The sequence below is a fragment of the Enterobacter sp. A103 genome, from assembly GCF_034427535.1.
GTDB lineage: Bacteria > Pseudomonadota > Gammaproteobacteria > Enterobacterales > Enterobacteriaceae > Enterobacter > Enterobacter asburiae_B.
Genome location: NZ_JAXQPQ010000003.1, coordinates 413121 through 433046 on the forward strand (window position 1 = coordinate 413121; position 19926 = coordinate 433046).

Here is a 19926-nt window from a genome sequence, read left to right on the forward strand (position 1 = left end):
TACTGTTTCTACACCTTTAAAAAGTTTCTAAACCACTTTCCTAAGTCCATTCAGAGAGTTAAACGGGGTATTTTTTTGTGATCTGCATCCCACTTTCCCCCTTCCCTCTAAAGGGTTATAGCGCTGGCTTAAAGATGCATTTAATATGCATTTTATATTATTGATGACGAGGTAACTGCTATGGCCTTTCGCGACCAACCCCTTGGCGAGCTGGCGCTCTCCATTCCTCGCGCTTCTGCGCTGTTCCGTAAATACGATATGGATTACTGCTGCGGCGGTAAGCAAACCCTGGCGCGTGCGGCCTCACGCAAGGAACTGGACGTTGAGGTGATTGAAGCAGAGCTGGCGCAGCTGGCCGGGCAGCCCGTCGACAAAGACTGGCGAACCGCCCCGCTCGCTGAAATCATCGACCATATCATCGTGCGATACCATGACCGTCACCGTGAACAGCTGCCGGAACTGATCCTGCAGGCGACCAAAGTTGAGCGCGTACATGCCGACAAACCTTCCGTACCGCGCGGTCTGGCGAAATACCTGACCCTGCTGCACGAAGAGCTTTCCAGCCACATGATGAAAGAAGAGCAGATCCTCTTCCCGATGATTAAACAGGGAATGGGAAGCCAGGCGATGGGGCCTATCAGCGTGATGGAAAGCGAACACGATGACGCGGGTGAACTGCTGGAAGTAATCAAACACACCACCCACAACGTCACGCCGCCGCCAGAAGCGTGCACAACGTGGAAAGCGATGTACAACGGCATTAACGAGATGATTGACGACCTGATGGAACACATCAGTCTTGAGAACAACGTTCTGTTCCCGCGGGCATTAGCTGGGGAATAAAAAAGGCCGCTGCGGCCTGATGCCCTCACCCCGGCCCTCTCCCACGGGGAGAGGGTGCAAAAACTAAAAACGGCAACCGAAGTTGCCGTTTTGCTTTTACCTTACGCCTGCCATACGTTTCTTACCGATAAACACCCAGCCCAGCCCCAGCGCGATAAACCACAGCGGCGTGACGATGAGTGCCTGACGGGTATCATCTTCCAGCGTCAGCAGAACCAGCACGAAGACGAAGAACGCCATGCACACCCAGCACATCAGCTTGCCCAGCGGCATCTTGTAGATCGATTTTTCATGCAGGTGCGGGCGCTGCTTGCGGTACACCAGGTATGAACAGAGGATGATGGTCCAGACGAACATAAACAGGATCGCTGAGACCGTGGTGATCATGGTGAACGCGCCAATCACGCTTGGGTTCACGTAGAGCATCACCACGCCGCCCAGCAGGCACATGCAGGAGAAGGTCAACCCTTTTGCCGGTACCGCGCGCTTCGACAGCTTGGCGAACGCGCTCGGCGCCACGCCTTCCTGCGCCAGACCAAACAGCATACGGCTGGTGGAGAATACGCCGCTGTTGGCAGACGAGGCAGCAGAGGTCAGCACCACGAAGTTAATCAGGCTCGCGGCAGCAGGCAGGCCTACCAGCACGAACAGCTCAACGAACGGGCTCTTGGTTGGCACCACGGAGCTCCACGGCGTCACGGACATAATGACGATCAGCGCGAAGACGTAGAACATGATGATACGCAGCGGAATAGAGTTAATCGCGCGCGGGAGAGACTTCTCGGGATCTTTGGTCTCCGCTGCCGTCGTGCCCACCAGCTCAATGCCCACGAAAGCAAAAACCGCGATCTGGAAGCCGGCAAAGAAGCCGCTAATGCCTTTCGGGAACCAGCCGCCGTCATTCCACAGATGGGTAAACGACGCCTGAACGCCCGTTGGCGACTGGAAGTGGGTGAGCACCATCACCAGACCCACGACGATAAGCCCGACAATCGCCACGATTTTGATCATCGCGAACCAGAACTCCATCTCACCGAACATTTTAACGGTGGCGAGGTTAAGACTCAGCAGCAGAACAATGACCGCCAGCGAGGCGACCCAGTCCGACAGCCCCGGGAACCAGAACTGCGCGTAGGCGGTAATCGCCACGACGTCCGCCATACCGGTGACGACCCAGCAGAACCAGTAGGTCCAGCCGGTAAAATAGCCCGCCCACGGCCCGAGCAGGTCAGAAGCGAAGTCGCTAAAGGATTTGTATTCGAGGTTCGAGAGCAGCAGTTCACCCATTGCACGCATCACGAAGAAGAGCATAAAACCGATGATCATATAAACGAATATGATCGACGGCCCGGCGAGACTGATGGTTTTGCCTGACCCCATAAACAGCCCGGTACCGATGGCACCCCCAATCGCAATGAGCTGAATATGACGGTTAGTGAGATTGCGCCGTAGCGACTGTTCAGACGACGCCTCTTCGTCGGCGACGACTTTGACCTGATCTACCATGTGATATTTTCCTGTTTATGCCTGTCTGTGTTGTTAAGGCTCTTCTGGCCTTTAAATACGTCAAAAGATGACGTTCCCTTGTAAGGGCTAATCGATATTAGGTAAGAATCGGCGGGATGAATACTATGATTTAGATATTATGTTAATAATATGTTGAAAGTGAGTGTCATATCACTCATACAGCGCGAAACAGCTCACAAAAATACACGCAACAGTTTCGTTTGCAAGATAAAATGTTGATAGCACCGTAACTATAGGTTTTTACACTATTTTCCTCTCCCCAACCGGGGAGAGGAAATAAGAAAATTCGATTACAGAATTTCCAGCAGCTCGACTTCAAAGACCAGGGTGCTGAATGGCGGGATGGACGCGCCAGCGCCGCGCTCGCCGTAGGCCAGGTTATGCGGGATAGTCAGTTCCCATTTGGAACCGACCGGCATCAGGGTCAGCGCTTCGATCCAGCCTGCGATCACGCCGTTGACCGGGAATTCAGCCGGTTCGCCGCGCGCCACTGAGCTGTCGAACACGGTACCGTCGATCAGCTTACCGGTGTAATGCACGCGAACGTGGTCGGTACGCGCCGGGATTGCGCCGTCGCCCTGATTGATCACGCGGAACTGCAGACCGGATTCGGTGCTGTTCACGCCTTCACGCTCGCGGTTCTCTTCCAGATATTTCACACCTTCGGCTGCCATCTCTTCGAAGCGCGCGCGACGCACGGCGTCAGCACGTTCGTGGATTTCACGCAGCGCACGGTGCACAACGTCTACCGGAACGGCAGGCTGTTTGCCTTCCAGCGCGTCAGCGATACCCGCCACCAGCGCTTCTGGTAACAGACCTTCCAGGCCGGATTCGCTCAGCTGCTGTCCTACCTGCAAGCCGATACCGTAACTTGCCTGCGCTTCGATAGTGTCAAAAGTCGGGGTGGTCATGGGTTTTCCTTCCATCACATTTAAAGTAGCGGGCAGCATATCAGCCATGCCCTTATGGGTAAAACTTTGTCTGAAGTTAAGGTGACAAACCGCGACGAAACAGAAACAATAGAGATAACCAGGATTAATCCCGAACTGATGTCACGGATGTCGGGTTTACTACGCCGTTCAGGCAGTTAGCAAACTATACTTCGGGGCACAGGATAAAAAATACGCGGAGCAGGAGGAGTGCCATGCCCGGGCGATTTGAACTGAAACCTACCCTGGCGAAAATCTGGCAGGCGCCGGACAATTTTCGCATCATGGACCCGCTGCCTCCTCTGCATCGCAGAGGGATCATCATTGGCGCGCTGATGGTGATCGTGGGCTTCCTGCTTCCTTCCGGGGGCGATGATGTCGATACCGCACCCGTCGCCCGCAATGCTCAGCTGGATATTCAGTCGCAGACGCGGCCACAGCCTGACGCACAGCCGATGCAGACGCAGCTTGTGACCCCGTCTAACGATCCGGGTCAGGTCGCGCCGGTTGAGCCAGAGCCCATTCAGGATGAACAGCCGCAGGATCAAGCCGCCGCCCCGTCTCAGCCTCAGACGCAACAGCCTACCGGCATTGAGCAACAGTGGCGTTCCTATCGCGTAGAGCCGGGCAAAACGCTGGCACAGCTGTTCCGCGACCACAACCTGCCGCCAACCGACGTGTATGCCATGGCGAAGGTGGAAGGTGCGGGTAAGCCGCTCAGTAACCTGCAGAATGGACAGATGGTACAGGTTCGCCAGAATGCCAGCGGGGTGGTGACAGGGTTAACGATTGATACGGGAAATGGGCAACAGGTACTGTTTACCCGCCAGCCAGACGGCAGTTTCATCAGGGCGCGTTAAGACCCGGATCTGTAAAAAGCAAAACGCCGGCACAAGGCCGGCGTTTCAACGTGAGCAGAGTAAAAAATTACTCAGCTACAACGTTAACAACCAGTTTAGCGAACACTTCGCTGTGAACCTGGAAGTCAACTTCGTGCTCACCAGTGGTACGCAGAACGCCGTTCGGCAGACGAACTTCGCTCTTAGCCACTTTAACGCCTGCTGCAGAAACTGCATCAGCGATATCGCGAGTACCGATGGAACCGAACAGTTTACCTTCGTCGCCTGATTTAGACGCGATGGTAACGGTGCCCAGTGCGTTGATTGCTTCAGCGCGAGCGTTAGCAGCCGCCAGAACGTCAGCCAGTTTGGCTTCCAGTTCAGCGCGACGTGCTTCGAAAAACTCTACGTTTTTCTTGGTAGCTGGAACAGCTTTACCCTGTGGAACCAGGAAGTTACGTGCGTAACCCGCTTTAACGTTAACCTGATCACCCAGGCTGCCCAGGTTTGCTACTTTATCAAGCAGAATAACTTGCATTACCTTATCCTCTTAAAGTCGTATTAATGGACCGTGCCCGATTACTGATGACGATCAGTGTACGGCAGCAGGGACAGGTAGCGAGCGCGTTTGATAGCGCGAGCCAGCTGACGCTGGTATTTTGCACGAGTACCGGTGATACGGCTTGGGACAATCTTACCGCTTTCGGTGATGTAGTTTTTCAGCGTTGCGATATCTTTATAGTCGATCTCTTGAACGCCTTCCGCGGTGAAACGGCAGAACTTGCGACGACGGAAATAACGTGCCATATGGCTAGTCTCCAGAATCTATCAAATCAATCTGCTCGGCATGCAGAACCATTTTGCTCAGGCCGTTCTTTGCCTTGTGGCAAGAGATGAACCCCTGAACGATTACTGCGCTACCGACCGTTAAACTGTGAGTAATGGCCTGGTTTTCGTGTCCGCTAATAATAACGGGCATTTGGCACCACGCCTGCCGGTGAAACCCGGCTTCCTCTTGCACAGAACGATGCTCAAGCACGAACTGGCAATGCGGAATTCCTGATGGACTGACCTTTCGAAGGGGAGCCCTGCATACGATGCCGGACAACGCCAGACGGTTGGTCATCAGAAATTACTCTTCAGAATCCCCAGCATCAGAATCATCTGCGGTTTCGTTTGCGAAATCATCGCGACGCTCACGGCGCTCGTCTTTCGCTTTAACCATCGGAGATGCTTCGGTAACTGCGTTTTTGGTACGCATAACCATGCTGCGGATAACGGCATCGTTGAAGCGGAAGGTAGTTTCCAGCTCATCGATCACTTCCTGCGGCGCTTCAACGTTCATCAGAACGTAGTGTGCTTTGTGCAGTTTGTTGATCGGGTAAGCCAGCTGACGGCGGCCCCAGTCTTCCAGACGGTGGATCGTACCTTCTGCACCAGTGATGGCAGCAGAGTAACGCTCGATCATACCCGGAACCTGTTCGCTCTGGTCAGGATGGACCATAAAAACGATTTCGTAATGACGCATCGAATTGCTCCTTACGGATTATTCAGCCTCCTGTCTGGGTCAGCCGAGGCCCGGGGAGGCAAGGAACGTGTTAAAGGTCGGCTGAAAAATTGACGCGTCATAATACTTGCGCGCCCCTGGAAACTCAAGCTGATTGCACAAATAATTCGCACAAAGCGCGAAGCGGGTCTAAGTGGGTGATTTAAAATTGGTCACACCCGGAAGCGTTGTTTTTTTGAACAACTGCATCAGAAATGGTCACGCATCCCCGCCGGATGAGTGATTACACTTTAATCAGAGATCGCCTGAATTAAAGAAGGAGCATCCCCCCTCTCGCAGCACGTAGTCGTGGAGCGCATATCATGAAAAAAATCGCATTAGCCATGATGGCGGCGCTTTTGCTCAGTGCAAACGCGATGGCAGCCATCAAGATAGACAGCCGACAGGCCAGAAACATGGATGATGTGCAAAGCTTGGGCGTAATTTACATCAATCATAATTTCGCCACGGAAAGTGAAGCAGATCAGGCACTAAATGAAGAAACCGATGCGCAGGGCGCAACCTATTACCACGTGATGTTAACGCGTGAGCCCGGCAGCAACGGCAATATGCACGCCAGTGCAGATATTTACCGATAACGCTTTAACGCTAGCACCAGGAAAGCCAACAACGAGAACATAGCCATAGTTGACGTTGCCCCCTGCCCGGGGGCTTTTTTTTGTGAATAGCTCCGGAATACTCCCGGTAAAAGAGCCCCCAGAGATCCTCCCGAAGCGGGAAGATAAGGGCGTCAAAGTCCTGCGCGTTACAGGTGCTGGCGGAAAAACGCCACCGTAGCGTCCAGCGCCGTTGGCGTGATGCGGTGGCGGACGCCCGGTTCCCACAGGCAGGTCAGATTACCGTCCAGCCCTTCATTGATTAACGCCTGCTGCAGACGGAAGGTTCCCTCGGGCGGGACCACATCATCCGCGTCACCGTGCCACAGCAGCAGCGGACGATCGGCCACGCGCGGCAATGCCCGGGTCACTTCCCACTCTGCCAGCGTCGCCGTCATTTCCGTTAAATCCTGAGGGGGGAAAAGGGTCTTCGCCAGCGAAGTAAAGTAGCCCGAGCCCATCAGACAGGCGACAGACTTCACTTCAGGATGATGCGTCATAATCCCCAGCGCCGTCATACCGCCCATCGATGCCCCGGCTACCGCCAGACGATTGTCGGCCACCAGCCCTGCCCCATAAAGCGCATCGCGCAGCCCGGCAAACTCGGTCAGACTCCCGTGCAGAATCTGCCAGAACTGACCCAGCCGCGCCTGTTCATTACCCGTAAAGCGTGCGCCGTGGTCGGGTGCATCTGGCATCACCACGCGAAAACCCGCCTGCGCCAGCGCTACCGCAAAATAACTGTAAACCAGCTTCGATGAGGTAAACCCGTGATAAAAAACGACAACAGGCAGCGGTTTATCACGTTTACCCGCCGGCATCGCGTGTAAAATTTCATGGTCGCCGAGGTGGCGTATTTCAATTTCAATCATTGTCGACCCTGTGCGAATCTATGATTCATAATGTTGAGAACTGGGTTACGCTTTCGCGTCATTTTCATTCGAAATATACGTCCCAGATAACACTTCGGGAACATTCCCCCAAAACTAAATTCACAGCCAACTACACTATGGCTATCAGGAAACGAGATATGGTTATGCGCAGGTTTGCTGCTTTATTGCTGGTGTTTCTGCTGAGTGGCTGTAGCGCGCTGCAGGGAACACCGCAACCCGCTCCACCGGTCGCCGATCATCCACAGGAGATTCGTCGTAATCAGACGGAAGGATTACAACGAATGGGCACCATCTCCGCGCTGGTTCGCGGTTCTCCGGATGACGCAGAATCGGCAATAAAAGCACAGGCCGTCGCCGCCAAAGCAGATTATTACGTCATCATTATGATCGACGAAACCATCATAACGGGACAGTGGTACTCACAGGCCATTTTGTACCGCAAATAATGGTTTTCCTTTGAACGAGATTTACACTGCTTTGCGTCCATAGACATTTTCCTGTCCACAATAAACTCCACGCCCGCATCAATGGAAGGGAGTTTATTAGCGAAGGATTGCCCGGCGGATACCGGATATATGTGAAATGGAGCTGACGATGAAACGAACTCTTGCTTTGACCTCACTGTTGCTCTCAGCAGGCCTGCTGAGCACCACCGCGCAGTCAGCAGAATTCGCCAGTGCTGATTGTGTGACTGGCCTGAATGAAATTGGCCAGATCTCCGTGAATAATATCTCGGGGAGCCCGCAAGACGTTGAACGTGTCGTGGCATTAAAGGCCGATGAGCAGGGTGCTTCATGGTATCGCATCATCCAGATGCAGGAAGATAACCATATCGATCGCTGGCGGGTACAGGCCATTCTCTACGTGTAAACTCCCTCCTGATAAAAGCCACTTATTTTTAGTGGCTTTTCGTTTTTGCAAATTTTTTATCTTATATAAAACCAATAAAGAACAATTGAATAACATTTTGTTACATTAAAACAGTAAACGTAATCCCCGCTCTGCCGTTGAAGAACCATAACTTTTCAATGATGAGCAATTTATGATCAACTTTTTCCGCCGTGCGGGCCTGGGGGCGAAACTCTCGCTGCTGACTGGCGTCAGTGTCGCCACGCTGTTTCTGCTATTCACTTTTCTGCTCAGCCAAAAAGCCAGCCAGCAGCTTGAAGCCCTTGCGGTCGAAGATCTGCATAATCAGTCCACCGGCATGGTCGACATGGTGCAGATGTTTAATACCAGCCTGAGTGAAGAGGTTGAGAGATATACCCGTCTGTTTACCACCTTTTTACCGCAGCCCCTGAACATTGATATTTCCCAAACCCAGACGATTAACGGGCTCAGCGTTCCGCTTCTGAAAGGCGGAGAAACCGGGCTGCATGAAAATAACACCCTTTCGGACGAGTTCCTGAACCGTACGGGAGCCATTTCGACGCTGTTTGTACGCAGCGGTAACGACTTTGTGCGCGTAGCCACTTCCCTGCGCAAAGAGAATGGCGATCGGGCAATGGGTACCGTTCTGGATAACGCCAGCCCGGCCTTTGCAGCCGTCAACAAAGGTGAAGTCTACCGCGGCCTGGCGCTGCTTTTCGGCAAACGCTACATCACCCAGTACCAGCCCGTTAAAAACGCCGAAGGGCAGGTCATTGCGATCGTCTTTGTCGGGGTGGACATCACCCACTCCTGGAACGTCATGCGCGAGAAAATCCTCAACCGCCGCCTGGGCGAGAGCGGTCGCTTCTTCGTGCTGGATCGCAGCAACGGCAAAACGCGCGGGCAATACCTGTTCCACGCCAGCGAAGAGGGAAAACTGCCGCAGTGGGACGGCGCGACGCAGCAACAGCTTCTGAGTGACAAACCCGGCACGCTGGAGCGTACAAGCGACGACGGCCGGACGCTGAAAATGGCCTATACCCCGCTGCCGGGCTGGAACTGGACTATCGTGGGCGAAGTGGATAAATCGGTGCTGCTCTCAAGCGTTACCGCCATGCGCGATCGCTTCCTGCTGGCCGGCGTAGTCTTGTCCATCCTTTTTGCTGGCCTGTTCGTGGTCATTATTCGCCGCGTGCTGACCCGACCGCTGCGCAACGTGATCCATCTTGCCCGTCAATATGCCGCAGGGGATCTCCGTTCCACCCTGCCCGTGACGCGTCAGGACGAAGTCGGCCAGCTGATCGATGCCATCAACGGCATCGGCGGCGGCCTGCAAAAAATTGTCCTGCAGGTCCGTGAGGCCGCAGGCGAGATCCATTTGGGCACCAACGCGCTGGCCGCCGACACTGGCGAGATTTCAGAGCAGATCAACAAGCAGGCCAGCAGCGTGGAGGAGACGTCCGCCAGCATGGAGCAGCTGGCCGCCACCGTGCAGCAAAATGCCGCCAACATGGAGCAAACGCAGCAGCTGGTGGGTGAAACCTCGCTCGCGGTCCATCAGGGCGGTGAGACGGTCACCCACGCGGTGTCGACCATGGACGACATTCGCGAAGCGTCAAAACGCATCGAAGACATCACGCGCGTGATCGAATCCATCGCTTTCCAGACCAATATTCTGGCGCTGAATGCGGCTGTGGAAGCGGCTCGCGCGGGCGAGCACGGAAAAGGGTTTGCGGTAGTCGCGCAGGAAGTTCGCGCGCTGGCGGGTCGCAGCGCTAACGCGGTGAAGGAGATTGAGCAGCTGATTGGCGATACGCTCAGAAAAGTGAGTGAGGGTCATGCGCTGTCTGAACGGACGCGCCTGGCGATGGACGACATCATCATTCATATTGATAACATCAGCCAGCTGGTCACCGAGATTAACCATGCCTCACGCGAGCAGTCCGCCGGGATCGGCCAGGTGAACCTCGCCATGACCCATATTGGCGAAGCGTCGCATATCAATGCCGACCGCATCTCACGCAGCGAGCAAACCGCTCAAACGCTGCGCGAGAAGGGTTCACACCTGACTCAGCTGGTGAGCCTGTTCCAGCTAAAAGGCTAGCCAACTCTGCCCGTCGCACGCAGCAGCAGGTCGCTTTGTACCTGCTCGCTCATCAGCGTGCCGCCACGGGTGTCCAGCATCATGCGGCACCACGCCTGCGCCACCGGGGGCGATGCGTGCCGCAGCATCTGGCTTCCGGCACCCAGCAAGAAAAGCTGCTGCGCGATCTCCCGCCCCTGCGCCTCCTGCGGTTTACGCAGTTTTTGCTGAAGCTGTCGCCAGCTGCGGTCGAAGTGTCTGTCCTGCCCTTTCACCTGCGCAAACTCGTCGGCAAGCAGGTCGTGAATACCCGGCTGCTTCGCCAGCACGCGCAGAACGTCCAGGCACATAATATTTCCTGCCCCTTCCCAGATACTGTTCACCGGCATCTCGCGGTACAGGCGGGGAAGTTCGCTCTCTTCGCAATATCCATTCCCACCCAGCACCTCCATCGCCTCAGCCACAAACGGGATGCCTGCTTTACAGACGCTAAATTTCGCCGCCGGGGTAAACAGCCGCGCCCAGGCGGCCTCTTGCGGATCGGCACGCTTGTCCCACGCCCGGGCCAGGCGGAACAGCAGCGCCGTTTGCCCCTCCAGCACCAGCGCCATCCGGCTTAATGCTTCCCGCATTAACGGCTGATCGATGAGGTTTTTGCCGAAGGTCTGACGCTGGTGGGCATGGTACAGCGCCACCGAGAGCGCCCGACGCATCAGTCCGTGGCTGCCCAGCGCGCAGTCAAATCGCGTCAGACCGCCCATTTTGAGGATCTGCCGTACCCCTTCGCCCTCTTCCCCCAGCAGCCAGCCGGAGGCATCAAGAAACTCCGCCTCGCTGCTGGCGTTGGAGCGGTTCCCTAGCTTGTCCTTGAGGCGCTCCAGCCGGACGGCGTTGCGCTGTCCGTCAGGCAAAAAGCGCGGCACAAAAAAGCAGGATAGCCCGCCCTTCGCCTGGGCCAGCACCAGATGCGCATCGCTTTGCGGGACGGAGAAAAACCATTTATGCCCCACCAGCCGGTAACTGCCGTCGCTGCATTTTTCCGCTTTGGTGGTGTTGCTAAGCACGTCCGAGCCGCCCTGCTTTTCCGTCATCCCCATGCCAATCAGCAGGCCGCGCTTTTGCGCACCGGGGGCGAGATGCGGATCGTAGCGATCGCTGAGCAGCGGCGTCAGCCAGTCGTGAAATGCTTTGGGGAGCGCCTGCTGCAGCAGCGGCGTGGCGGCGAACGTCATGGTGACCGGGCAAAGCGTGCCCGCCTCCACCTGAGCATGCAGCACAAAGCGTGCGGCCCGAGCGACAAACGCCCCTTTACGCGCCTCCTCTTCCCACGCCAGGTTATGCACGCGGTTGGCGCAAAGCCCCTGCATCAGCAGATGCCATGCCGGATGAAAACGCACGTCGTCCAGCCGCTCTCCGGCGGCGTCATAGCGTAGTAGCTCGGGCGGATTAACGTTTGCCAGCCTGCCCAGCTCCAGTGATTCCGCCGTACCCAGCTGCTGGCCAATGCTGGCGAGGAGTTCGATATCCCACTCGGCGCCTTCACGCGTAACTGCATCGCGCAGGGCGCAGTCCGAGAGGAAAAGGTTGCTGTTGGAAAGCGGTGCAGGTTGATTGAAAACGGTATGGGTCTGCCAGTGCATGCTGTCTCCCTCCTTCAGTGGCAATGACGATAAGTATGGACAGACCGCGCACGCGCTGCATGGGAGGGGAGTCACACGTTCACGATCCCGCTGATATCATTCGTGAAATAGCTCACAGAACATAAGAATAAACTATTTCATGACTCCGCTTTTGTTGAATAATTTATTCTTACCCTTTTCAGTGAGGATCGTTATGCAACCGGACGCGCACAAGCGAGCATTAATTGCAGGCTCCATTGGTAACTTTATCGAGTGGTATGAGTTTGCGGTCTACGGTTTTCTGGCGACCGTCATTGCGAAAAACTTCTTCCAGCTTGAAGGAGAGGCGGGGCTGACCAGCCTGATCCTCACCTACGCCTCGTTTGCCATCGCCTTCTTCTTCCGCCCGCTGGGTGCGGTGGTGTTTGGCCGCATCGGCGACCGGATTGGCCGTAAGCCGACGCTAATTATCGTGCTGGTGCTGATGACGCTCGCTACCGCCGCCATCGGCGTTGTGCCGGTCTACGCCAGCATCGGGATTGCCGCGCCGCTGATTATTACGCTGCTGCGCATCCTGCAGGGGCTGTTCGCGGGCGGCGAGTACGGCGGCGCGGTCTCGCTGATGACGGAGTTCGCCCCGCGCGGCAAGCGTGGGCTCTATGGCGCGTGGCAGTCCTTTACCGTGGCGCTGGGGCTGCTGGCGGGCGCAGGCATCGTGGCGCTGCTCTCCACCCTTCTCACGCCTGAAGCCCTGCACGACTGGGGCTGGCGCATTCCGTTCTTCCTGGCGCTGCCCATGGGCGTTGTGGCGCTGTGGCTTCGCGTCAGTATGGAAGAGACACCGAGCTTTGTGCAGCAGCAGGATAAACCGGCTGTCGCTCAGGCGGATACTGTCGCCACGCTCCGGGCCATCGTGATGGGGATTGGGCGCGTCATGGTCTGGTCTGCGGCGGGGTATACCTACCTGGTGATTATGCCGACCTATCTTCAGTCGGCGCTGCACACCGGGTTCAACCAGGCGCTGTTGATAGCGGTGATTTCGAATATTGGTTTTGCGCTGACCATCATTCCGTCGGGGATCCTGAGTGACCGGATCGGACGCCGCACGGTGATGATTATCGCCACCGCGCTGCTGCTGATCCTCGCCCTTCCGCTGCTGAAAATCCTGCAGGCGGAGTCGAGCACGCTGGCGGTGAAGGCTGTTGTGGTACTGATTGCGGGCGGTCTGGTGGGCATGCTGGCGGGTCCGGGCCCGGCGATGCTGTCTGAGATGTTCCCGACGCGCGTGCGCTATACGGGGCTGGGGCTGGCCTACTCGTTGTCGAACGCGATTTTCTCGGGATGCGCAGGGTTAATTATTACCGGGCTGATTAAGCAGACGGGCAACCTGGATATTCCGGCGTATTACGTGATGGCGACGGCGGTAGTGAGTATTTTCGCGCTGATGACGCTGAGGAAGGACGACCATTTGCGGTCGCTAGAGGAGTGAGGTTGTCACCGTCTGGTGCCCTCACCCCGCCCCTCTCCCACAGGGAGAGGGAGAAAACACAAAAGGCCGTCCTGTGGACGGCCTTGCTGTTTATTCTCCGCGCTGACGCACCGCTTCAAACAGGCAGATGCCCGTCGCAACGGAAACGTTCAGGGACGACACGCTGCCCGCCATCGGTATGCTGATCAGCTCGTCGCAGTGCTCGCGGGTGAGACGACGCATACCTTCGCCTTCCGCGCCCATCACCAGCGCCAGACGGCCGGTCATTTTGCTCTGGTACAGAGTATGATCCGCTTCACCGGCGGTACCGACGATCCAGATATTCTCTTCCTGCAGCAGACGCATAGTGCGCGCCAGGTTAGTCACGCGGATCAGCGGAACGTTTTCCGCCGCGCCGCAGGCCACCTTCTTCGCCGTCGCGTTCAGCTGCGCGGAGCGATCTTTCGGCACGATCACCGCATGCACGCCCGCCGCATCGGCGCTGCGCAGGCACGCGCCGAGGTTGTGCGGATCGGTTACGCCATCGAGGATCAGGAAGAACGGATTCTCGAGCTCGGCAATCAGATCCGGCAGATCGTTTTCCTGATACTGACGACCCGGCTTCACGCGGGCAATGATCCCCTGGTGGACCGCGCCTTCGCTTTTCTCATCCAGGAACTGGCGATTCGCCAGCTGGATCACCACGCCCTGCGCTTCCAGGGCGTGGATCAGCGGCATCAGACGCTTATCTTCACGCCCTTTCAGAATAAACACTTCCTGAAAACGCTCCGGTGCGCGCTCGAGAAGGGCCTGCACCGCGTGGATGCCGTAAATCATTTCACTCATTGATGGTTCTCGTAATAAGTATTTCCCCTCCCCCCGCTGGGGAGAGGGTCAGGTTGAGGGGAGAATTTACTCCGCCTGCTTTTTCTTGGCCGCGCGCTTCGCTTTAGTGGCGGCAGCGATTTTCTGCGTTTTCGCGGAAGGTTTTTTCGCTGAACGGGCTTCTTTCTTCGCCGCCTTCGGCTTCTGTTTCTTCTCGCCGCGGAACGCGCTGTCCGGCTCGAAGTTTACCTTCTTGCCCGCCTGACGACGTTTACCGCCGCCCGGTTTACCGTTACCGGTTTTTTTCGCCCTTTCACGCTCGGTTTTGCCGACGTTACGCGGCGCGCGCTCGCTGGAGATCAGGCTGAAGTCGATCTTACGGTCGTCCATATTCACGGCTTCGACCTTCACTTCCACACGGTCGCCCAGACGGTAGGTCTGGCCGCCAGATTCGCCAATCAGGCGCTGGCCGACCTGGTCGAAGCGGTAGTAGTCGTTATCCAGGCTGGAGACGTGCACCAGACCGTCGATGAACAGCTCGTCCAGACGAACGAAGAAACCAAAGCCGGTCACGCTGGCAATCACGCCTTTAAAGACGTTACCGACCTGATCGAGCATAAAGTCACACTTCAGCCAGTCCGCCACGTCGCGTGTTGCTTCATCGGCACGACGTTCGGCCATGGAGCAGTGCTGACCCAGCTGCAGCATCTCTTCCATCGAATAGTGGTAGCCACCGGTTTCGGTGGTGTTTCCTTTATGGCCCTGCTCCTGCGCCAGCAGATACTTGATCGCACGGTGCAGAGAGAGGTCAGGATAACGACGGATCGGCGACGTAAAGTGGGCGTAAGACTGCAGCGCCAGGCCAAAGTGTCCGCGGTTTTCCGGATCGTAAATCGCCTGCTTCATAGAGCGTAACAGCATCGTCTGCAGCATTTCTGCGTCAGGACGGTCGCCAATAGACTCCAGCAGCTCAGCGTAATCGCGCGGCTCTGGCTTGTTGCCCCCGGGCAGTTCCAGACCCAGTTCAGCCAGCACGGAGCGGAACGACGTAATGGCTTCCGTGGTCGGCTTATCGTGAATACGGAACAGCGCAGGCTCTTTGGCTTTCTCAACGAAGCGTGCCGCCGAGATGTTCGCCAGGATCATACACTCTTCGATCAGCTTGTGCGCGTCGTTACGCTGGGTCTGCTCGATACGCTCAATGCGGCGTTCGGCGTTGAAAATGAATTTCGCTTCTTCGCTCTCAAACGAGATCCCTCCGCGCTCTTCGCGCGCCTGATCCAGCGTTTTGTAGAGGTTATGCAGCTCTTCGATGTGTTTGACCAGCGGCGCGTATTGTTCGCGCAGATCCTGGTCGCCCTGCAGCATATGCCAGACCTTGGTATAGGTCAGACGCGCATGCGAGCTCATCACCGCTTCGTAGAACTTATAGCCGGTTAAGCGCCCTTTGGTGGAGATGGTCATCTCGCAAACCATACAGAGACGGTCAACCTGCGGGTTCAGGGAGCACAGGCCGTTAGACAGCACTTCCGGCAGCATCGGCACGACCTGGGACGGGAAGTAGACCGAGGTACCGCGGCTGCGGGCTTCGTTATCCAGCGGGGTGTGCGGACGGACGTAATAGCTTACGTCAGCGATAGCAACCCACAGACGCCAGCCACCGCCACGTTTTTTCTCACAGTATACGGCGTCATCAAAGTCGCGGGCGTCTTCACCGTCGATAGTGACCAGCGGCAGGGAGCGCAGATCCACGCGGCCCACTTTGGATTCTTCCGGCACTTCTTCGCGCAGGCTTTCGATCTGCTCTTCAACCGCTTTCGGCCAGATGTACGGAATTTCATGGGTACGCAATGCCATATCAACGGCCATCGTGGTGCCCATGTTGTCGCCAAGCACTTCGACGATTTTACCTACCGCTTTGGTGCGACGGGTTGGGCGCTGGGTGAGTTCAACCACCACCACAAAGCCCATGCGGGCGCCCATCACCTCTTCAGGTGGGATCAGAATGTCGAAGCTCAGACGGCTGTCGTCCGGCACCACGAAGCCCACGCCCGCGTCGGTAAAGTAGCGGCCGACGATCTGGCTGGTTTTTGGCACCAGAACGCGTACCACGCGCGCTTCGCGGCGGCCTTTACGGTCAGCGCCCAGCGGCTGCGCCAGGATCTGGTCGCCGTGGATGCACATTTTCATCTGTTCAGATGAGAGGTACAGATCGTCTTTACGGCCTTCCACGCGCAGGAAGCCGAAGCCATCGCGGTGACCAATGACGGTCCCTTTCAGCAGATCGAGGCGTTCTGGCAGCGCGTAGCACTGGCGGCGGGTAAAGACCAGCTGCCCGTCACGCTCCATCGCGCGCAGGCGGCGGCGAAGGGCTTCAATTTGCTCTTCACCTTCAATGTTTAATTCAACGGCAAGTTCTTCACGATTGGCGGGTTTTTCGCGTTTTGTTAAGTGTTCAATGATGAACTCGCGGCTGGGAATAGGATTCGCGTATTTTTCGGCTTCGCGTTCCTGGAAAGGATCATGTGACATGTCGGTTCCTCCGTTGTCAGCTCCGGTGGAAATTTTCTTCATTCCACCAGCAATAATTTATAAAGCGGTTGATTCTCTTCAACCAAATCGGCCAGCGTGTAGTTATCCAGTTCCATGAGAAAACTTTGCACGGCCTTTGAAAGCGCCTTTTTCAGGCGGCAAGCGGGCGTGATGTGACAGAACTCGCTGCTGCAGTTCACCAGAGACAGCGGCTCCAGTTCACGTACCACATCGCCAACACGAATACTCTGTGCCGGTTTACCGAGACGGATCCCACCATTCTTCCCGCGGACGGCAGCAACGTATCCGGCACGACTAAGTTGATTGATTATTTTGACCATATGATTACGGGATACGCCGTAGACCTCTGTCACTTCAGAGATACTGGTCATCTTCCCCTCGGGTAACGACGCCATGTAAATCAGCGCACGTAAGCCGTAATCGGTGAAACTTGTTAACTGCACATCAACCTCAGGAAAAAGGGAAAACGCGGTTAAACCGCAGAGATATTCATTAATGATGATAAACCAGCCAGATAGTGAGCGGCTAATTTATTTGACAGACGGGGCGAAAAAGCGGAAATCCAGGAGCGGTCGCCGGATGGCGCTACGCTTATCCGGCCTACGGGTCTCCCCGCAGGCCAGCAGTCACGAAGATTATGCGTCGAACGGGTCGCGCAGGATCATCGTTTCAGTACGATCCGGGCCGGTAGAAATAATATCGATCGGCACTTCGGTCAGTTCTTCAATACGCTTGATGTAATCCAGCGCCGCCTGCGGCAGGCCGCTACGCTCTTTCACACCGAAAGTGGTCTCAGACCAGCCCGGCATGGTTTCGTAGATTGGCTCAATGCCTTCCCAGTCGTCAGCAGCCAGCGGAGTGGTGGTCACTTCGCGGCCATCTGGCATACGGTAGCCTACGCAGATTTTCACTTCTTTCAGGCCGTCCAGTACGTCCAGCTTGGTCAGGCAGAAGCCAGACAGGGAGTTGATCTGCACTGCACGACGCACTGCAACCGCATCCAGCCAGCCGGTACGACGACGACGACCGGTGGTCGCGCCAAACTCGTTACCCTGCTTGCACAGGAACTCGCCGGTTTCATCAAACAGCTCGGTCGGGAATGGACCCGCACCCACGCGAGTGGAGTACGCTTTGATGATGCCCAGCACGTAATCCACATAACGTGGACCCAGGCCAGAGCCGGTCGCCACGCCACCTGCAGTGGTGTTAGAGGACGTTACGTACGGATAGGTACCGTGGTCGATGTCCAGCAGCGTACCCTGCGCACCTTCGAACATGACGAAATCGCCACGCTTGCGCGCCTGGTCCAGCAGATCGGACACATCAACAACCATACCGGTCAGAATGTCAGCGATCGCCATGACGTCATCCAGCACTTTCTGGTAGTCAACAGCGTCAGCTTTGTAGAAGTTCACCAGCTGGAAGTTGTGATATTCCATCACTTCTTTCAGTTTTTCAGCGAAGGTTGCTTTGTCGAAGAGGTCGCCCACGCGCAGACCGCGACGTGCAACTTTATCTTCGTAAGCCGGACCGATACCACGACCGGTGGTGCCGATCGCTTTCGCGCCGCGCGCTTTCTCACGCGCTACGTCCAGCGCCACGTGATAATCCAGGATCAGCGGGCAGGCTTCGGAGAGCAGCAGACGCTCACGAACAGGGATACCACGGTCTTCCAGACCTTTCATCTCTTTCATCAGCGCAGCAGGAGACAGCACAACGCCGTTACCGATGATGCTGGTGACGTTATCACGAAGAATGCCTGATGGAATAAGATGGAGGACGGTTTTTTCACCGTTGATTACGAGAGTATGGCCTGCGTTGTGACCGCCCTGGTAGCGTACAACATATTTAGCCCGTTCAGTCAGAAGATCAACAATCTTCCCTTTACCTTCGTCACCCCATTGGGTGCCCAGTACGACGACGTTGTTACCCATTTTTTTCAAAATCACCGTTTGCTTAAAAATGGATTCTACCATCGCTTTTTCAGATATACAGCACTTTTTGACCTCAAAATACGCCGATTGCGTCTACTTTTTGATCAGCCAATCGTTTTCCTCAACATGTAGTAGATCACGATGCCCGCAACCACAAGACCGCCGCCAAAACGACGCAAAATATTATCCGGCAGCTGGCTCATCGTGGCGATCATTCGGCGCCAGGCACGCGGATAAAGCATCGGTCCAAGACCTTCCAGCACCAGGACCAAAGCCAGTGCGAGCCAGATCGTTGAATTCATTTTTATTCCTTATAAAAGAAAACCACCGCTCCGTTGGGAGCGGTGGTTTGAATACTCAAACGGACCTGAGTTTATCGCGTTGCGTTAGTCGGCGTCTTCATATAACGGAAGAAATCGCTGTCCGGGCTGAGCACCATCACATCCTGGTTGCTCTGGAAGCTATTCTCGTAAGCGCGCAGGCTACGGATAAAGGCGTAGAAGTCAGGATCCTGGCTGAAGGCATCCGCGAACAGCTTCGCCGCTTCGGCATCGCCTTCACCGCGCAGGATACGGCCCTGGCGCTCAGATTCCGCCAGCGTCTTGGTGACTTCGTAGTCCGCTGCAGCACGCAGCTTCTCAGCCTCTTCCTGGCCCTGTGAACGGTGACGACGGGCTACCGCTTCACGCTCGGCGCGCATACGGTTGTAAATCGCCTCGGACACTTCAACTGGCAGGTTGATCTGCTTAATACGCACGTCAACCACTTCGATACCCAGCGCAGCCATACTGTTCGGGTTGATCACCGGCACTTTACCGTTGGTCTCCGCTTGAACGCGTTCAGCCGCTTTGGCAATCGCATCATCTGCTGCCGGCGTTGAAACTTCATCTTCAGTGCCCGCTGTACCGGAGTTCAGCGCATCGCGTACTTCCAGGGTCAAACGACCACGGGAGTCGGTCACGATGTCTTTCACATCCAGACGACCAATCTCGGAACGCAGGCGGTCAGAGAACTTACGTTTCAGCAGCACTTCTGCCTGAGAAACGTCACCGCCGCCCGTTGCCAGGAAGTAACGGCTGAAATCGCTGATGCGCCATTTGATATAGGAATCAACGATCAGGTCTTTCTTCTCTTTGGTCACGAAACGGTCGGCCTGGTTATCCATGGTCTGGATACGCGCATCAAGCGTTTTCACGGACTGAATAAACGGCACCTTGAAGTGCAGACCCGGCTCGTAAATCACCGGGCGTTTGTCGCCGTCACGCACGACGCTGCTGAACTGGAACTTAATCCCACGCTCGCCTTCTTTCACCACAAAGATCGAGGTATAAAGCGCGACCAGTACGATGACGATGATCGCAATAACTGACTTACGCATCC

21 protein-coding genes are annotated in these 19926 nt (G+C 56.0%); 7 read left to right on the forward strand and 14 right to left on the reverse strand.

Annotated features, from left to right (window positions below; translation table 11 throughout):
• Nucleotides 1–180: 180 nt before the first annotated feature.
• A complete protein-coding gene (gene ytfE, locus SPH27_RS12325) occupies nt 181–843 on the forward strand; it encodes an iron-sulfur cluster repair protein YtfE (RefSeq protein WP_033144474.1) in 663 nt (220 codons plus the stop codon).
• Nucleotides 844–939: 96 nt separating this feature from the next.
• Here ytfE and cycA read toward each other — a convergent pair whose 3' ends face one another.
• Together cycA and fklB are read right to left on the reverse strand one after the other, a co-directional pair.
• Nucleotides 940–2349, reverse strand: a complete 1410-nt coding sequence (cycA, locus tag SPH27_RS12330; RefSeq protein WP_048977313.1) for a D-serine/D-alanine/glycine transporter — start codon at nt 2347–2349, stop codon at nt 940–942.
• Between the two features lie 311 nt (nt 2350–2660).
• Nucleotides 2661–3281, reverse strand: a complete 621-nt coding sequence (gene fklB / locus SPH27_RS12335; RefSeq protein WP_008502892.1) for an FKBP-type peptidyl-prolyl cis-trans isomerase — start codon at nt 3279–3281, stop codon at nt 2661–2663.
• A 233-nt stretch (nt 3282–3514) separates the two neighbouring features.
• Here fklB and SPH27_RS12340 point away from each other — a divergent pair, with 233 nt between their 5' ends.
• The gene (locus SPH27_RS12340; RefSeq protein ID WP_182072221.1) at nt 3515–4159 is read left to right on the forward strand and encodes an OapA family protein; all 645 of its coding nucleotides are present in this window, start codon (nt 3515–3517) and stop codon (nt 4157–4159) included.
• A 67-nt stretch (nt 4160–4226) separates the two neighbouring features.
• Here SPH27_RS12340 and rplI read toward each other — a convergent pair whose 3' ends face one another.
• The 4 genes from rplI to rpsF are packed head-to-tail and all read right to left on the reverse strand — an operon-like array spanning nt 4227 to nt 5666.
• Complete coding sequence (rplI, locus tag SPH27_RS12345) at nt 4227–4676, reverse strand: 50S ribosomal protein L9 (protein ID WP_023310148.1); 450 nt, start codon at nt 4674–4676, stop codon at nt 4227–4229.
• 41 nt (nt 4677–4717) lie between these two features.
• Nucleotides 4718–4945 carry a 30S ribosomal protein S18 gene (gene rpsR, locus SPH27_RS12350; protein WP_000135199.1) on the reverse strand — a complete coding sequence of 76 codons (228 nt, stop codon included), beginning with the start codon at nt 4943–4945 and terminating at the stop codon, nt 4718–4720.
• Between the two features lie 4 nt (nt 4946–4949).
• Entirely contained in the window at nt 4950–5264 is a 315-nt protein-coding gene (gene priB / locus SPH27_RS12355) for a primosomal replication protein N (RefSeq protein WP_008502895.1), read from the reverse strand.
• Between the two features lie 6 nt (nt 5265–5270).
• Nucleotides 5271–5666: a 30S ribosomal protein S6 gene (gene rpsF / locus SPH27_RS12360; RefSeq protein ID WP_014068637.1), complete on the reverse strand. Its 396-nt coding sequence runs from the start codon at nt 5664–5666 to the stop codon at nt 5271–5273.
• Nucleotides 5667–6007: 341 nt separating this feature from the next.
• On the opposite strand from rpsF, the gene yjfY reads away from it, so the two are divergent.
• On the forward strand, nt 6008–6283 hold the full coding sequence (gene yjfY, locus SPH27_RS12365; RefSeq protein WP_047652039.1) for a DUF1471 family protein YjfY: 276 nt from the start codon (nt 6008–6010) through the stop codon (nt 6281–6283).
• Nucleotides 6284–6450: 167 nt separating this feature from the next.
• On the opposite strand, the gene yjfP is transcribed toward yjfY, so the two are convergent.
• Entirely contained in the window at nt 6451–7173 is a 723-nt protein-coding gene (gene yjfP, locus SPH27_RS12370; protein ID WP_039261034.1) for an esterase, read from the reverse strand.
• A gap of 137 nt (nt 7174–7310) precedes the next feature.
• On the opposite strand from yjfP, the gene bsmA reads away from it, so the two are divergent.
• The 3 genes from bsmA (at nt 7311) to SPH27_RS12385 (ending at nt 10168) form a co-directional block, all read left to right on the forward strand.
• Nucleotides 7311–7640 (forward strand): biofilm peroxide resistance protein BsmA, encoded by a 330-nt coding sequence (gene bsmA, locus SPH27_RS12375; protein ID WP_029740376.1) that lies wholly within the window; start codon nt 7311–7313, stop codon nt 7638–7640.
• A 136-nt stretch (nt 7641–7776) separates the two neighbouring features.
• Nucleotides 7777–8064 (forward strand): DUF1471 family protease activator YjfN, encoded by a 288-nt coding sequence (gene yjfN, locus SPH27_RS12380; protein ID WP_032665074.1) that lies wholly within the window; start codon nt 7777–7779, stop codon nt 8062–8064.
• 172 nt (nt 8065–8236) lie between these two features.
• Nucleotides 8237–10168, forward strand: a complete 1932-nt coding sequence (locus tag SPH27_RS12385; protein ID WP_182072223.1) for a methyl-accepting chemotaxis protein — start codon at nt 8237–8239, stop codon at nt 10166–10168.
• Here the strand turns inward: SPH27_RS12385 and SPH27_RS12390 are convergent.
• Nucleotides 10165–11787, reverse strand: coding sequence for an isovaleryl-CoA dehydrogenase (locus tag SPH27_RS12390; protein WP_182072225.1), 1623 nt, complete (start codon nt 11785–11787; stop codon nt 10165–10167). The two genes, SPH27_RS12385 and SPH27_RS12390, sit on opposite strands and share 4 nt — an antisense overlap.
• Nucleotides 11788–11980: 193 nt before the next feature.
• Here SPH27_RS12390 and SPH27_RS12395 point away from each other — a divergent pair, with 193 nt between their 5' ends.
• A complete protein-coding gene (locus SPH27_RS12395) occupies nt 11981–13255 on the forward strand; it encodes an MFS transporter (protein ID WP_087823503.1) in 1275 nt (424 codons plus the stop codon).
• Between the two features lie 90 nt (nt 13256–13345).
• Here the strand turns inward: SPH27_RS12395 and rlmB are convergent, their stop codons facing one another.
• The 6 genes from rlmB to hflC all read right to left on the reverse strand — a co-directional run bounded on the left by rlmB (nt 13346) and on the right by hflC (nt 19924).
• Nucleotides 13346–14080 carry a 23S rRNA (guanosine(2251)-2'-O)-methyltransferase RlmB gene (gene rlmB / locus SPH27_RS12400; RefSeq protein WP_028015258.1) on the reverse strand — a complete coding sequence of 245 codons (735 nt, stop codon included), beginning with the start codon at nt 14078–14080 and terminating at the stop codon, nt 13346–13348.
• A gap of 66 nt (nt 14081–14146) precedes the next feature.
• Nucleotides 14147–16591 carry a ribonuclease R gene (rnr, locus tag SPH27_RS12405; protein ID WP_039261027.1) on the reverse strand — a complete coding sequence of 815 codons (2445 nt, stop codon included), beginning with the start codon at nt 16589–16591 and terminating at the stop codon, nt 14147–14149.
• A gap of 38 nt (nt 16592–16629) precedes the next feature.
• Nucleotides 16630–17055 carry a nitric oxide-sensing transcriptional repressor NsrR gene (gene nsrR, locus SPH27_RS12410; RefSeq protein ID WP_023334253.1) on the reverse strand — a complete coding sequence of 142 codons (426 nt, stop codon included), beginning with the start codon at nt 17053–17055 and terminating at the stop codon, nt 16630–16632.
• Between the two features lie 192 nt (nt 17056–17247).
• A complete protein-coding gene (locus SPH27_RS12415; protein WP_024907332.1) occupies nt 17248–18546 on the reverse strand; it encodes an adenylosuccinate synthase in 1299 nt (432 codons plus the stop codon).
• A gap of 104 nt (nt 18547–18650) precedes the next feature.
• On the reverse strand, nt 18651–18848 hold the full coding sequence (locus SPH27_RS12420; protein WP_003855996.1) for a DUF2065 domain-containing protein: 198 nt from the start codon (nt 18846–18848) through the stop codon (nt 18651–18653).
• Between the two features lie 71 nt (nt 18849–18919).
• On the reverse strand, nt 18920–19924 hold the full coding sequence (hflC, locus tag SPH27_RS12425; protein WP_023334250.1) for a protease modulator HflC: 1005 nt from the start codon (nt 19922–19924) through the stop codon (nt 18920–18922).
• Nucleotides 19925–19926: the final 2 nt, after the last annotated feature.

Coding starts and splice junctions, on each gene's coding strand:
- ytfE (WP_033144474.1), top strand. CDS start 181: ATGGCCTTTCGCGACCAACCCCTTGGCGAGCTGGCGCTCTCCATTCCT.
- cycA (WP_048977313.1), bottom strand. CDS start 2,349: ATGGTAGATCAGGTCAAAGTCGTCGCCGACGAAGAGGCGTCGTCTGAA.
- fklB (WP_008502892.1), bottom strand. CDS start 3,281: ATGACCACCCCGACTTTTGACACTATCGAAGCGCAGGCAAGTTACGGT.
- SPH27_RS12340 (WP_182072221.1), top strand. CDS start 3,515: ATGCCCGGGCGATTTGAACTGAAACCTACCCTGGCGAAAATCTGGCAG.
- rplI (WP_023310148.1), bottom strand. CDS start 4,676: ATGCAAGTTATTCTGCTTGATAAAGTAGCAAACCTGGGCAGCCTGGGT.
- rpsR (WP_000135199.1), bottom strand. CDS start 4,945: ATGGCACGTTATTTCCGTCGTCGCAAGTTCTGCCGTTTCACCGCGGAA.
- priB (WP_008502895.1), bottom strand. CDS start 5,264: ATGACCAACCGTCTGGCGTTGTCCGGCATCGTATGCAGGGCTCCCCTT.
- rpsF (WP_014068637.1), bottom strand. CDS start 5,666: ATGCGTCATTACGAAATCGTTTTTATGGTCCATCCTGACCAGAGCGAA.
- yjfY (WP_047652039.1), top strand. CDS start 6,008: ATGAAAAAAATCGCATTAGCCATGATGGCGGCGCTTTTGCTCAGTGCA.
- yjfP (WP_039261034.1), bottom strand. CDS start 7,173: ATGATTGAAATTGAAATACGCCACCTCGGCGACCATGAAATTTTACAC.
- bsmA (WP_029740376.1), top strand. CDS start 7,311: ATGGCTATCAGGAAACGAGATATGGTTATGCGCAGGTTTGCTGCTTTA.
- yjfN (WP_032665074.1), top strand. CDS start 7,777: ATGGAGCTGACGATGAAACGAACTCTTGCTTTGACCTCACTGTTGCTC.
- SPH27_RS12385 (WP_182072223.1), top strand. CDS start 8,237: ATGATCAACTTTTTCCGCCGTGCGGGCCTGGGGGCGAAACTCTCGCTG.
- SPH27_RS12390 (WP_182072225.1), bottom strand. CDS start 11,787: ATGCACTGGCAGACCCATACCGTTTTCAATCAACCTGCACCGCTTTCC.
- SPH27_RS12395 (WP_087823503.1), top strand. CDS start 11,981: ATGCAACCGGACGCGCACAAGCGAGCATTAATTGCAGGCTCCATTGGT.
- rlmB (WP_028015258.1), bottom strand. CDS start 14,080: ATGAGTGAAATGATTTACGGCATCCACGCGGTGCAGGCCCTTCTCGAG.
- rnr (WP_039261027.1), bottom strand. CDS start 16,591: ATGTCACATGATCCTTTCCAGGAACGCGAAGCCGAAAAATACGCGAAT.
- SPH27_RS12415 (WP_024907332.1), bottom strand. CDS start 18,546: ATGGGTAACAACGTCGTCGTACTGGGCACCCAATGGGGTGACGAAGGT.
- SPH27_RS12420 (WP_003855996.1), bottom strand. CDS start 18,848: ATGAATTCAACGATCTGGCTCGCACTGGCTTTGGTCCTGGTGCTGGAA.
- hflC (WP_023334250.1), bottom strand. CDS start 19,924: ATGCGTAAGTCAGTTATTGCGATCATCGTCATCGTACTGGTCGCGCTT.